Annotated in this window: 12 protein-coding genes; 9 read left to right on the top strand and 3 right to left on the bottom strand. The window is 57.7% G+C overall.

All coding sequences use genetic code 11. The features are described from left to right. Window positions 1-122: 122 nt before the first annotated feature. Together DOQ08_RS11065 and DOQ08_RS11070 are read right to left on the bottom strand one after the other, a co-directional pair. Window positions 123-731 (bottom strand): hypothetical protein, encoded by a 609-nt coding sequence (locus tag DOQ08_RS11065; RefSeq protein WP_114334988.1) that lies wholly within the window; start codon window positions 729-731, stop codon window positions 123-125. A gap of 141 nt (window positions 732-872) precedes the next feature. Further along, window positions 873-2360, bottom strand: coding sequence for an amidase (locus tag DOQ08_RS11070; protein WP_114334989.1), 1488 nt, complete (start codon window positions 2358-2360; stop codon window positions 873-875). A 96-nt stretch (window positions 2361-2456) separates the two neighbouring features. Here DOQ08_RS11070 and DOQ08_RS11075 point away from each other — a divergent pair, with 96 nt between their 5' ends. From DOQ08_RS11075 to DOQ08_RS11115, 9 genes are all read left to right on the top strand, one after another. Further along, window positions 2457-3209: a sulfite exporter TauE/SafE family protein gene (locus DOQ08_RS11075; protein WP_114334990.1), complete on the top strand. Its 753-nt coding sequence runs from the start codon at window positions 2457-2459 to the stop codon at window positions 3207-3209. A gap of 105 nt (window positions 3210-3314) precedes the next feature. Beyond that, window positions 3315-4118, top strand: coding sequence for a MotA/TolQ/ExbB proton channel family protein (locus DOQ08_RS11080; protein ID WP_114334991.1), 804 nt, complete (start codon window positions 3315-3317; stop codon window positions 4116-4118). A 19-nt stretch (window positions 4119-4137) separates the two neighbouring features. Next, window positions 4138-4491 (top strand): ExbD/TolR family protein, encoded by a 354-nt coding sequence (locus DOQ08_RS11085; RefSeq protein ID WP_227537606.1) that lies wholly within the window; start codon window positions 4138-4140, stop codon window positions 4489-4491. Further along, window positions 4488-4898 (top strand): ExbD/TolR family protein, encoded by a 411-nt coding sequence (locus DOQ08_RS11090; RefSeq protein WP_114334993.1) that lies wholly within the window; start codon window positions 4488-4490, stop codon window positions 4896-4898. The genes DOQ08_RS11085 and DOQ08_RS11090 overlap by 4 nt, the downstream gene beginning before the upstream one ends. After that, window positions 4895-5659, top strand: coding sequence for an energy transducer TonB (locus DOQ08_RS11095; RefSeq protein ID WP_114334994.1), 765 nt, complete (start codon window positions 4895-4897; stop codon window positions 5657-5659). The genes DOQ08_RS11090 and DOQ08_RS11095 overlap by 4 nt, the downstream gene beginning before the upstream one ends. Before the next feature lie 282 nt (window positions 5660-5941). Further along, on the top strand, window positions 5942-6787 hold the full coding sequence (locus DOQ08_RS11100; protein WP_114334995.1) for a formate/nitrite transporter family protein: 846 nt from the start codon (window positions 5942-5944) through the stop codon (window positions 6785-6787). Between the two features lie 68 nt (window positions 6788-6855). After that, window positions 6856-8583 carry a bifunctional protein-serine/threonine kinase/phosphatase gene (locus DOQ08_RS11105; protein ID WP_114334996.1) on the top strand — a complete coding sequence of 576 codons (1728 nt, stop codon included), beginning with the start codon at window positions 6856-6858 and terminating at the stop codon, window positions 8581-8583. A 204-nt stretch (window positions 8584-8787) separates the two neighbouring features. Further along, window positions 8788-9306 (top strand): Hcp family type VI secretion system effector, encoded by a 519-nt coding sequence (locus DOQ08_RS11110; protein WP_058342275.1) that lies wholly within the window; start codon window positions 8788-8790, stop codon window positions 9304-9306. Between the two features lie 107 nt (window positions 9307-9413). Beyond that, on the top strand, window positions 9414-10112 hold the full coding sequence (locus tag DOQ08_RS11115; protein WP_227537607.1) for a hypothetical protein: 699 nt from the start codon (window positions 9414-9416) through the stop codon (window positions 10110-10112). On the opposite strand, the gene DOQ08_RS11120 is transcribed toward DOQ08_RS11115, so the two are convergent. Then, window positions 10104-12803, bottom strand: coding sequence for a nitrate reductase (locus DOQ08_RS11120; protein WP_227537608.1), 2700 nt, complete (start codon window positions 12801-12803; stop codon window positions 10104-10106). The two genes, DOQ08_RS11115 and DOQ08_RS11120, sit on opposite strands and share 9 nt — an antisense overlap. Window positions 12804-12870: the final 67 nt, after the last annotated feature.

Here is a 12870-nt window from a genome sequence, read left to right on the forward strand (position 1 = left end):
AAGCGTCGTGGGGCAGAGTGAAAGCCGCCGATTATAACGTATTCGGCGGCCAAACCCGAACCACTGTCCAAGGGCCGTTTGTGGGTAGTTGCCCTTACCCGGAGCGGGAGGCGCTCACCGCATCAATGCAAAGAACGCAACTGCCTGGGGTAAAGTGCGGCACTGACTTCCGGCTCTTCCAGCAGGTCTGCCAGCTCGCGATCGATAGCCGTTTCTTCGCCTTCATCGGGCAGAGGCTCAAACAGGGTGTTCAGCCATGCCGCAATGTTGGGGGCGCTGTCCCGATCATAATCGGAAGACAACGCTTTGATCCGCCGGAAACCGATGATGCGCTGGTGCCTGGGATCCCTGATCTGCTCAAATCCGCGCCAATAGATACGATCCCGCGTATGCAGCTGCACAAACAAGGTGTCGATAGGACCGGCATCGTCGTCCGGATTTTCGTCATCGTCTACCGCCGCTTCCGCGGCCTGCTCTTCGGTGGGTTTACGCCGAACGGTTGTCCAGGCAGGGTAGAGCACGGCGACCGCATCGGCCTCTACGTGTTCTCGCGCCGCCCGCAGAATCAAACCCCAACGGGCCTTGTCGGCATCGGTCTCCAGCGATTGGATGGGTAGGTCATAGCTTTGGTCACTGGACAGCACGATCGCCATCATCGGGGCATCTAACTCCCCCATGGCTTCCGCCTGTGCTACGGATACCAGATCGTCGATTGCCATCGATTGGTTCATAAGATGCTCGCCTCCTCGATGCCATCAGAGTGGTCAGGGGACCTGCCCCTGACATACAGCATAGCGTGTTCACTGTAGAAAAGATAAACGTGGGGGCTTGGGCGCAGATCTCAACCCTGCACCCAAATCCTGCCGCGTCATTCAGAATACGTCGTTCAGGCGCTCATAGTTCTCAAACCACGGATTCGTTTCTTCCAGCTGAGCCGCCAGCTGCAACAACCGGGCTTCGCCACCATGCGCCGCACCAAACTGCACGCCAACGGGCAGGCCGCTTTGAGTCCAGTGCATCGGCACGGACATAGCCGGTGTTCCGGTGAGGTTCGCCAACTGGGTGAACGGCGTGCGAGCCAGACTCTCCATGGCAATCTGGTCCACCTGACCGCTGCGATGCACCAATTTACCGGCTTTCAGAGCCAACATCAGTTTCGCAGCGACTTTCAGATGTGCAGGCGTATCAAGCTCACCAATTTTGGCAGGAAGTTGCCCGGCTGTGGGGCACAAATACAAATCAAACCGCTCAAAATAAGCCCCCAGTGCCCGGGCAAAGTCGTTCCATTGCTGGCGCCGGGCAACATAGTCGGGCAAAGGCATGGTGTTACCCAGCATCGCCAGCAGGCGGGTATCCAGCTCCAGATCTTTGTCGGTCGCGCCATAGTGTTCCTTAGCGCGCTGGGCCATCACCGAGACCTCACCAAAGTACAACGAGAGGTAACAACGGGCCAGGGCCAGACCATCAAATTCGGGGCGAGCATATTCCACTTTATACCCCATGCCTTCCAGCAGGCGGGCGGTTTCTTCTACCGCCGCCACGCACTCCGGAGCAACGTCGGTGTCATAGGGCGATGACGTAAACACTCCAATTTTCAGTTTACCCGGCGATTGCTGCATCGCCTTCAGCCACGGCATTTTCGGCTCGGGAATTCGGAACGGGTCGCCACTGGCCGGACCCGCCAGAACATCCAGCATGGCAGCGCTATCACGCACCGTGCGGGTCACCACGTGGTCGGCAGAAGCGCCTGTCCAGGCTTCACCCACGTTGGGCCCCGGTGAAATACGACCTCTGGACGGCTTCAACCCAAAAAGTCCGTTATACCCGGCTGGAATGCGAATCGAGCCGCCACCGTCGTTAGCGCCCGCCATAGGCACAATGCCGGCAGCAACCGCTGCTCCTGAACCACCACTGGAACCACCGGGCGTTCGGCTAAGATCCCAAGGGTTTCGGGTCGGCCCCCAAAGCTCCGACTCCGTCACCGCTTTCAAACCAAATTCAGGGGTAGCGGTGCGGCCAAGAAACACCAGACCACCCTTGCGGGCGCGGCAAACAAATTCTGAATCCTGGGCCGGTATATGGTCGCGATAAGCGCGACTTCCGTAGGTACAAGGGTAGCCCGCCTGCTCCTGAGCCAGATCTTTCAACAACAAGGGAACACCGGCAAACGGACCGTCAGCGGGAAACAATTGCTCCTTCGCTTCACTGAATTGTGGCTGACAGATTGCGTTCAGCTTGCCATTGACGGTGTTGGCGCGCTCGATGGCCGCTTCCACCACTTCCTGTGATGTCACTTCACCCCTGCGAATCAAATCCGCCAAGGCCGTGGCGTCATAGCACAGATATTCAGACTGTTTCATCGGTAACCCTGTTGTTGTTATCTACCCAAAGACCTATAGACATTTGTCGTATAAACCGGAAACTCAGGAGCTTACGTCATTACCAAAGTGAGTGCCATGGACCTGCCCCTACTTCCCGAAGCCCTCAGCTCTGCCGTCGCCTTGTTCCTGCTCGGGGCATCCGTCGTAACCTCCATGCTCACCGCCATGCTGGGAGCCGGGGGTGGGGTATTGTTGTTGGTGCTCATGGCCTCGTGGATGCCCGCAGCAGCAATCATTCCTGTTCATGGCATGATCCAACTGGGTTCAAATTCTGGCCGTGCAGTGCTGACCTGGCGCCATATAGACTGGCGCGTGATTCTCGCATTTACCCCCGGCGTGCTGGTGGGCGCAGCGCTGGGCGCCTGGCTTCTGATCGATATGCCCCCACAGCTTTGGCAACTTTCTATCGCGGTGTTCGTGTTGTATCTCTGTTGGGGGCCGAAACTGCCGAAAACCTCATTTGGATCGACCGGTATTTTTGTAGCCTCTGGCATTACCAGCTTCATCAGCTTGTTTGTTGGCGCCACCGGTCCGTTGGTAGCGGCGTTTATCAAACAGATCCACGAAGACCGCTTCAAAACCGTATCAACCTTCGCAACAGCGATGACCCTGCAGCACGCTCCCAAGGCGTTCATATTCGGATTTACCGGTTTTATTTTTTCCGATTGGCTGCTGTTTATCCTCGCCATGATTGCCTGCGGCTTCGCAGGCACCTGGATTGGACTCCATATCCTGAAAACCATGAGCAACCGCTGGTTCAGCACCGCCTTCAATGTGGTGCTCACTTTGCTGGCGCTGAGACTTTTGTGGCAAGCGGCCACAGGCTGACCCTTGAGCCTGCTTTAGCCACCAACACTCTCTGCAATCGTAACTTGCAATTCAACTGATAATCATTACCATTTCGATCAATTATCCATCGATCGGACAGAACGTATGTTTTCATCCCAAGGCACTCTATCCGCCCTCACCGATAACGGCCCTCTTGCCGAATTAATCAGCATGGGCGGCCCTGTGATGGTCGTTTTGATCGCTATTGCCTTTATCGGCGTGGCTACTTTCCTCTACCTTATGTTGTTTGGCGCGTTTTACACGCCCCGGTTTACCAAGCCGCTGCAGCGACTCGTTGCACATTGGCAGCAATCACCGGCCGACACCCGGGTAGAAGCTACTCGTGCCAATGCCAGCCGTTTCGGGCGTGCCAATCCTTTGATGCACTTGCTGGTCAATACTATGTCGGCTTGCCAGTCGGGCACCAACATTGCGGCAGTACGGGAAACCGCGGTACGAGACGCCCAGAACGCGCTCGAACCCTTTGAAGCACCGCTTAAAATCATTGAAGTGATTGCCGCACTTGCGCCCCTGCTGGGTCTGCTCGGCACGGTGATGGGGATGATGGAAGCCTTCAGTGCCATGGCAGCTACCGAGGGCCGGGCCAACGCCAGCCAGCTCAGCGGGGGTATTTACGAGGCTTTGGCCACAACAGCAGCGGGGCTGGTGGTGGCAATTCCATTTGCTGCGCTGGCAGCATGGATCGAGTTTCGCCTAAGGCGGATCCACAAAACCATCAACAGTGCGTTGGTGAGTGTATTTAACGTGCTGCCAGCTGACGATATCGTCGCCGCCACAGCCGATGCGACTCAGCCCGAACCAAAGCAGGCGGAAGTAGCGGTAACAGAATCAAACCCTGCGTCCGATCATTTCGATAACAACCCGCGCCTTGCTCATGCAGCTGGTTGAGCCCCGGCCTAGCCGGCCAATGCCCATTCGGATTACACCACTGATTGATGTGGTGTTTATTTTGCTGGTGTTTTTCATGCTGACCACACGGCTGATGCCGCTGGACCATCTTGAACTGGCCAACAGCACCCAAGACCGCCAGAGCGAAGCGGGCGAGCCCTTGCCAGAACTGCAAATATCCGCCGGCGGCTCCGTCCTGTGGCGAGAGAACCCGTATTCCTTGCCGGAATTGCTCCCAGCCTTGAAGGCCGCTGGCATAGACGAAGCAAATCTGAGCACCACGCCCGACTCGGCGCTGGCCGATTTCACCCGCACCCTGAGCGCACTCGACAACGCTGGCATTACCGCGCACTGGAAGCGTGAAACCCCATGACGGCACTGGTACCACCACCGACCACGTCCGGAAAAGGCCTGCTGGACCGGGTTGAAGACGCGCTGTTGCCGTTGATCAACCTGGTTTTTCTGCTGCTGATGTTCTTCATTGTGGCCGGGCAACTGACCGAGGAGCCTCTTCCGGAATTGCCCGGCGGCACCCAATCGGCACAGGAGCAGGCACCGGAGGCCGATCTGATTGTAAAAGCCGATGGTCAGTGGCAGGTCAACGGCAGCACACTCACGGAAGACACCTTGCTGGCCGCACTGCCAGAGCCGGACGCTTCGGAACCGCTGAAACTCGCGGCAGACCAAAGCCTCACAATGGTCGATCTGGAGCACCTGTTGCGGGTGCTGGAAGACGGGGGCCACACCGAAGTGTTGTTGTTAACGGAGCCGGGCGCATGAACACGCCACCCAAAGGCCTCAAAGTTCTGTTTCTGGTGATTGCCGTTGGCACCACGGTGGCCGCCTTGGCGCTCGCCGCGCCTAACCAACCGCTGCAACTCCCCACCCTGGGAGACAACGCGGTGAATTCCGCCCCTGCGATTAAGATCAGCCTGGCAGGGCGCCAAACCCCGGAGCCGGTTGCCGAGCCCGCGCCGTCTCCTCCTCCCCAGCCGGTCGCCAAACCTGAACCAGAGCCAGAGCCAGAGCCAGAGCCAGAGCCAGAGCCAGAGCCAGAGCCAGAGCCAGAGCCAGAGCCAGAGCCAGAGCCCATTGTCGAGCCAGACCCGGAGCCTGCGCCAGCCCCGGTTGAGGCCTCAGAACCGGAAACCCCGAAAACACCAACCACAGAAACCTCGGTGTCTTCCGGTGACGAAGGCCAGGCCGAACAACAGCAGACATCCGTGCCACTACAAACCGCGGGCAGTGCGTCGGAAATCCAGAGTTATCTGAACAAACTCAGCCGGCACTTGGCCCGCTACTACAACTATCCCCGAAGGGCCCGCCGCCTCGGCCAGCAGGGCGCTCCGGTTGTGGTGTTCGAATTCCGCCGGGATGGCTCGCTAATTAACCACTCCCTGCGCGACAGTTCCGGCCACACCCTGCTGGATGACGCCGCCATGCAAATGCTGGCCAAAGCGGCGCCCCTACCGAAAGTACCCGCGGAAATGCGTGGCAAAAGCTTCACCTATGCCTTGCCGGTTCGCTTCCAGCTCAGATAGCCCTACGCACCAAGGCAGCACAGTGCGCACTCGCTCGGTGCAATGTCAGCTAAGCCCGGCCTACCTGCTCCGTCAGGAAAAACCACAACCCACTGAATAGCAAACACTATTTTAGCGACCACTTAAGCTGGCACGGCACCTGCTGAGCTCTTCCCAGCAGAAACCGATTTCTGCCCAAACACACGATTCATCCAGACAACGGCGTCTGCTTGCTACCGCTCGATACGGGGGTAAGCGCGCCGTTCTTCGGTTTTATGGAAGCGAACAATCAGGGGTTAACTTATGTCCTACATCATGCCTTCGGAATTCGTCACCAAAATGGTGGACGCCGGCGAGTCCAAAATCTACATGGCCACCCGGGATGTACTGATCAGGGCTTTCATGGCCGGTGCAATCCTCGCCCTTGCAGCCGTCTTTGCGATCACGGTCGCGGTACAAACCGGCAGCCCACTGCTGGGTGCCGTCCTGTTCCCTGTCGGTTTTTGTATGCTCTATTTGATGGGCTTCGACCTGCTCACCGGGGTATTCATGCTGACACCACTGGCCTTGTTGGATCGTCGCCCTGGCGTTGATATCGGGGGCGTCTTGCGCAATTGGGGCTGGGTGTTCTTGGGTAACTTCGGCGGCGCATTAACCGTTGCCGTGATCATGGCTTTTGTTTTCACCTACGGTTTCAACACCGATCCCGGTGCTGTTGGCGATAAAATCGCGAGTGTCGGCAAAGCACGCACGCTCGGCTACGCCGAGTACGGGGTAGCCGGCTGGATGACAATCTTCCTGCGCGGCATGCTGTGCAATTGGATGGTATCCATGGGCGTGGTCGGCGCTATGATTTCCACCACCGTACCCGGTAAAGTCTTAGCAATGTGGATGCCGATCATGCTGTTCTTCTACATGGGCTTTGAGCATTCCATCGTTAACATGTTCCTGTTTCCGTTTGCCCTGATGATGGGTGGCGAGTTCTCGATTATGGATTACTTTATCTGGAATGAAGTTCCAACCGTTCTTGGCAATCTTGTTGGTGGCCTGTCCTTCACGGGGCTTACCCTTTACGCCACCCACATCCGCACTGCGCCTAAACGTACCGTGCCTGCTGGCTACAACGCAGAGCTCGCGCGCTCTAACTGATATCTACCCTCCCACAGCCTGATAGCCGTATCTATCGGGCTGTGTTGGCATCTGGAGCCGAGCAAGGCATGACCCACCTTTCTGTCACCACCGGGCAACACTCAGAAGCGGGCAAGAAGTCCGTTAATCAGGATTTCCACGGCCTGTTGATTCCTGATGACCACCAACTCCAATCCAAAGGCATCGCCGTGGCCATCGCTGATGGCATCAGCTCCAGCAATGTCAGCCAGATTGCCAGTGAATCCGCCGTGGCAGGGTTTCTCAGCGACTACTATTCAACCCCGGAAAGCTGGTCGGTCAAACAGTCAGTCCAGCGCGTACTGCGTGCCAGCAATGCATGGCTGCACGCGCAAACCCGGCAAAGCCAATACCGCTATGACCAGGATCGGGGCTATGTCACGACTCTGAGCGTGGTGATTCTTAAATCGGCTACCGCATACGTGTTCCATGTCGGCGATGCCCGCATCTACCGGATGCAAGGAAGCACCCTAGAGCAGCTCACCACAGACCACCGAGTTTGGCTATCTCCGGAAGAAAGCTGCCTGAACCGGGCCATGGGCCTGAGCCAACAACTGGACATCGACCACCTCACAACAGCCGTGTGGCCGGGCGATACCTTTGTGCTTGCCACAGATGGTATCTACGAGCATGTATCTGCTCGGGACATGGCAAAAACGATCCATCAATTCAATGGTGATCTAAATCAGGCCGCCCGAGAGCTTTGCAGTACTGCGCTAGCGAACGGCAGCACAGACAACCTGACCGTACAGATTATTCGCATAGACTCCGTAGCGAATGCCTTGAACCGGGATGAAGCCCAACAGGGGGCACATCAACTTCCTCTGCTTCCAGAGTTGTCACCCGGTCAGGTGCTGGACGGTTATCGAATCCTTCGTCTCCTTCATGCCAGTAGCCGAAGCCATGTCTATCTTGCGTTGGATGACGACAGCGGCCAACAGGTCGCCCTAAAGCTTCCCGCGCTTGAATTACAACAAGATGTCCGCGCCCTTGGGCATTTCGCGACCGAACACTGGGTTGCTCAGCGCATCAACAGCCCCCATGTCATCAAAGCCTTTGCCCCGGAACGGCAGCGCAGTGCCCTGTATCTGGCCACACCTTTCGTGCAAGGCACCAACCTTCGGCAATGGCTGTTGGACAACCCCAAACCACCGCTGGAAACCGTTCGTCAGCTGATCGAGCAAATTGCTCGCGGGCTGCGCGCGTTTCACCGATTGGAGATGGTGCATCAGGACCTAAAGCCCGAAAACATCCTGATTGACCAACAGGGCACGGTAATATTGATTGATTTTGGTGCCACCCGAATTGCTGGCCTACAGGAAGTCATTGGCCATGAAGAGCCTTGCTGGCCTCGCGGGGCTGCACTCTACAGCGCGCCTGAATGCTTTTTAGGGGAAGCCACTAGCTGGCAGGCTGACCAGTTTTCTCTGGCCGTCATCACCTATCAGTTGCTGACCGGCCAACTACCTTACGGCACGCGAGTACCGGGCATCCGCAACCGAGGCCAACTCCGTAAGCTGAACTATCAGCCCGCCAGCATGCTGCGAGACGACCTGCCCGGCTGGGTAGATCTGGCGCTCGCGCGAGCGCTGAACCCGGAACCTCACAAACGCTACCCGGCACTGTCGGAATTTCTGTTTGACCTACGCCAGCCAAACCCACGCTGGCACCAACAACATCAAGCCCCCCTGATCGAGCGCCACCCATTGGCCTTCTGGCAAGGTGTATCGGCACTCTTGCTTGTTGCCTTGGTGGTGTCGCTCGCCCACCGGAATTGACCGAGCAACTTTTTGCCCACCCAGCAAGACCTCGCCCGAAAGCCAAGCAAGGACTTACCCAGCGCACGAAAACTCTCGCCCGAAAAATCTCTAAGCAGCTGTTTTATAAAAGCTTTAAACAACTGGCACGCTACTTGTAATTCCTGAGTGCGTCCAGGGAAGACCCTACGGACCATTATTCATTCACACGTCATGGAGCAGACTATGCCAACTCCTTGTTATATCAGTATCGAAGGTAAAACTCAGGGCAACATCACCGCGGGTGCATTCACTTCAGATTCCGTAGGTAACATCTACGTTGAAGGTCACGAAGACGAAGTGCTGGTGCAGGAATTCAGCCACGTTGTTACCGTTCCGACTGACCCGCAGTCTGGTCAGCCTTCCGGTCAGCGCGTACACAAGCCGTTCAAGTTCACCTCTGCTCTGAACAAGTCCACCCCGCTGATGTACAACGCTCTGGCTTCCGGTGAAATGCTGCCGAAGGTAGAACTCAAGTGGTACCGCACTTCCGTTGAAGGTAAGCAGGAGCACTTCTTCTCGACCATCCTGGAAGATGCCACCATCATCGACATCGACTGCAACATGCCTCACTGCCAGGACGCGGCCAACGCTGACTTCACTCAGTTGGTTACCGTGTCTCTGTCCTACCGCAAGGTCACCTGGGAGCACGCAGTTGCAGGCACCTCCGGTGCAGACGACTGGCGTTCGCCGATCGAAGCCTGATCTTTCAGGTTCGGTCATGCAAAAGCGGCTAGCCTTCGGGCTGGCCGTTTTTTGTTTGAGCCCACAAGACTTCAGGACTAACATGCCCCCCAATACTTGGGGATCTCATGGTCAGCGCACGTCATTTAAACCAACAAATTGGCACCCTCATGTGCCAGGCCACCCGGACCATCCTCTGGCAGCCGGCGCAGGCCTGGGTGCAAGAGCGCAACAGCCGGGCAGAGCTGGTATTGCGGGTTGGTTCAGGGCAGGCCACCTACCACCGCTACGACCCACGCACCAAGCAGCACCTGATCAATTACGGTGCGCGAATGATTGCCGCCAAGCGTCAGCCGGAGACGGCCCAAGGCTGGTTGTCTTCCCGGGAAATTCGCGAGCGGGGCTATTTTGGCGGGGAGGTCAGCGAATTAAACCTGCTGGCTCATACCTGCTGCCATGAATTTGCCCACCTGCTGCAATACAGCGCCGGGCAACGTCATTATGGTTCGGTTCATAATCGTCATTTTTATGAGGTACTGGGCCAATTGCACGCCAGCGGCGCGGCCGATGCGACCCGCCACTTTCTAACCGAGCAGGCGGACGAATCCGGGTTAGAGCTTTCTAGCGCCCCCTTTGAGATACACAGCCCGCGCCTGCAAAGCACCCAGTGGCAAACAGGGGATCAAGTCTGTTTTGGCGCAGGCAACAAGCAGAAGCAAGGCAAAGTCATCCGGGTCAATCGCAAAACCTGCACCGTCGAAGTCAACCAAAGCCCTCGCAAGCTGCTGTATCGAGTACCTTTTTCACTGTTAAGCCCACTAGGCTGACAGGTCTGCCTGCTCGGTTCCTTGTTCGGGCACTGACGCCAGCAGCGCCCGTACCTCGGGAAGGCAAGAGCCACAGTTACTGCCGCATTTCAGTGTCTCACCTAGTGCTTCCACACTGCGGCAGCCCTCATGGATGGCACGCAGAATCGCGTTCTCACCAACCTGAAAACAGCTACACACCAAGGCTCCCACCGGCTCGGCATCTGCCTGCCCTGCGGCCAGCAGCGACCAACGTTGTTCGAGCCCATCCTCACTTTCCGCAAAACACTGATCCAGCCATTCAACTCCGGGCATTGATCCGATTTCCGGCTCCACCAGAAGCACCGCCTCCAACCGCTCGTCCATCAACCAGACCGCGCGAAACCGGCCGCTCGATTCATCCTCCATGACAAGTTCCGGTTCACGGCCAAAACACTGCCAGCCCAACGCCAGCCAGTCTGCCCGATGCCGACCCGCCAGCCACCACCCAGTGCTATTCGGCAGCACCTGCCGACTCCAATATTCAAAGGCCGCCGCCATCGGTGTGGGCAACACGGTCTGATTCTTCGGCAACACCAGCCGCGCCTGCCATTTCGCCAGCAATGGTTTGATAGCGGCTATACCGTGTTTGCTCTCAGGCTGACCGGATATCGGGTCAACCGTCGGTGCCATCAGATCTGAAGCCAAAGCCGAAGACGCAAACTGGCCATTCCAATGGATCGGTACAAACACTTCTCCCGGCCTTTGGTGCGAAGTGCGCCGAACCCGACCGATGAACTGGCCTGAAGGCCCGTTCAAAACAGCCAGCCCACCTTCTAACAGCCCCGAACCGGCCATGTCATCGGGGTGAACCTCTATGAACGGCTCATCCCGGTGGGCAAACAGCTTGGAAGCCAGTCCGGTACGGGTCATGGTATGCCACTGGTCACGAATGCGACCGGAGTTCACCACCAACGGGTAATGCTCCCCGGGTTGTTGGCCGGGAGGCAGTGTATGCACCGGCACCAGTCGGGCCCGGCCATCCGGCGTCGGGAAGCAGCCATCACTGAATAGACGAGACGTCTGCTGCAGACCACCAGACCCACCGGCTTTAACCGGCCACTGGACCGGCTGCATCTGCTCATAGGCATCGTCCGTCAGGTGCTCCAGAGCCGCAATGTTGAACACTCGCTCCCCGGCGTTGCGATAACCGGACAAGGCGGCGTGTTCCCGAAAGATATCCACAGGTTTGCGATAGCTAAACGCCTTTGTGTGACCCAACGCTTGGCCAACCTCGCTCATAATCTGCCAGTCCGGCTTTACCCCTGCTGGCAGCGGAAGAAACCGGCGTTGCCGCGAGATTCGCCGTTCGGAGTTGGTCACGGTGCCATCCTTTTCCCCCCAGCCTGCGGCCGGCAGAAGGATATCGGCGAACGCGGTGGTATCGGTGGTACTGACGCAGTCAGACACAATCACCGTGTCACAACGAGCCAGTGCTTCACGAACGCGCGCACTGTCTGGCAGGCTGACAGCAGGGTTGGTGCCCATCACCCAAAGCACTTTAATATCGCCCCGATGCACCGCTTCAAACAGATCCACTGCCTTGAGCCCCGGCCCGTCCGCCAGCCGATCCGTTTGCCAATAATCCGCCACCAGCTCCCGTGCACCCGGCGTGTCATAGTCCATGTGCGCTGCCAGGGTGTTTGCCAAACCGCCCACTTCGCGCCCGCCCATGGCATTGGGCTGGCCGGTTAACGAGAAGGGGCCGGCACCGGGCCGTCCCACACGCCCCGTTGCCAGATGACAATTGATAATGGCGTTGCCTTTGTCGGTGCCGGCGACTGACTGGTTGATGCCTTGTGAGAACGCCGTCACCGTTCGTTCGGTTTCGGTAAACCATTGATAGAAGGCTTTCACATCTTCCAGGGCTAAATCGCACACCTGCGCCACAGCGTCTATGTCTGGTGCGGACCGTTTTGCGGCCTTTAACGTTTCCTCAACCCCGCTGCAGTGCTGTGTCAGGTATTCCACATTCAGCGCCTGTTGTTCGTGCATCCACACGAGCAGCCCGTTGAATAACTGGGTATCGGTGCCGGGCCTTAGTTTCAGGTGCAAATCAGCGAGTTCACTCGTTGCGGTTTGCCGAGGGTCAATCACGACCACCTTTCGGCCAGCCCGGTGCGCCGCTTTCATGCGCTGATACAACACCGGGTGAGCCCATGCAGCGTTGCTGCCGGCCAATACCAGCAGGTCCGCCAACTCGAGGTCTTCATAACAGCCGGGCACGCAATCCTCACCGAATGCCCGTTTGTGGGCTGCCACCGCCGACGACATGCAGAGCCTGGAATTGGTATCCACATGAGGCGTGCCTACGAACCCCTTCGCCAGCTTGTTAGCAACATAATAATCCTCCGTCAGGAGCTGGCCGGACAGATAAAAGGCTACGGATCCCGGGCCATGGTCACGAACCGCGTCGGTGATGGCTGAAGCCACGCGGTCAATGGCGTGCTCCCAACCGACTTCTTTACCGCCCACCCTCGGGCCAAAAGACGGTTCGCTGCCCGTCACCAAGGTTTCATGCAGGGCCGAGCCTTTTACGCACAACCGGCCTTGGTTCGCTGGATGGCTGCTATCGCCGGCCACACCATCCACTCGGGCAAGCACACCGCAGCCTACGCCGCAGTATGGGCAGGTGGTGGTGATGGGTATTGATGCATTCTGATGACGGCTCACGGGGTGTCCTCTTCTATTGCTTTTTTGCCGGTTCGGCCTGGCTTACTTGTAGCAATTTAAGGGCCAG

It is taken from the genome of Marinobacter litoralis, from assembly GCF_003336705.1.
Classification (GTDB): domain Bacteria; phylum Pseudomonadota; class Gammaproteobacteria; order Pseudomonadales; family Oleiphilaceae; genus Marinobacter; species Marinobacter litoralis.

Coding starts and splice junctions, on each gene's coding strand:
- DOQ08_RS11105 (WP_114334996.1), top strand. CDS start 6,856: ATGACCCACCTTTCTGTCACCACCGGGCAACACTCAGAAGCGGGCAAG.
- DOQ08_RS11065 (WP_114334988.1), bottom strand. CDS start 731: ATGAACCAATCGATGGCAATCGACGATCTGGTATCCGTAGCACAGGCG.
- DOQ08_RS11100 (WP_114334995.1), top strand. CDS start 5,942: ATGTCCTACATCATGCCTTCGGAATTCGTCACCAAAATGGTGGACGCC.
- DOQ08_RS11115 (WP_227537607.1), top strand. CDS start 9,414: ATGGTCAGCGCACGTCATTTAAACCAACAAATTGGCACCCTCATGTGC.
- DOQ08_RS11070 (WP_114334989.1), bottom strand. CDS start 2,360: ATGAAACAGTCTGAATATCTGTGCTATGACGCCACGGCCTTGGCGGAT.
- DOQ08_RS11075 (WP_114334990.1), top strand. CDS start 2,457: ATGGACCTGCCCCTACTTCCCGAAGCCCTCAGCTCTGCCGTCGCCTTG.
- DOQ08_RS11090 (WP_114334993.1), top strand. CDS start 4,488: ATGACGGCACTGGTACCACCACCGACCACGTCCGGAAAAGGCCTGCTG.
- DOQ08_RS11085 (WP_227537606.1), top strand. CDS start 4,138: ATGCCCATTCGGATTACACCACTGATTGATGTGGTGTTTATTTTGCTG.
- DOQ08_RS11110 (WP_058342275.1), top strand. CDS start 8,788: ATGCCAACTCCTTGTTATATCAGTATCGAAGGTAAAACTCAGGGCAAC.
- DOQ08_RS11095 (WP_114334994.1), top strand. CDS start 4,895: ATGAACACGCCACCCAAAGGCCTCAAAGTTCTGTTTCTGGTGATTGCC.
- DOQ08_RS11080 (WP_114334991.1), top strand. CDS start 3,315: ATGTTTTCATCCCAAGGCACTCTATCCGCCCTCACCGATAACGGCCCT.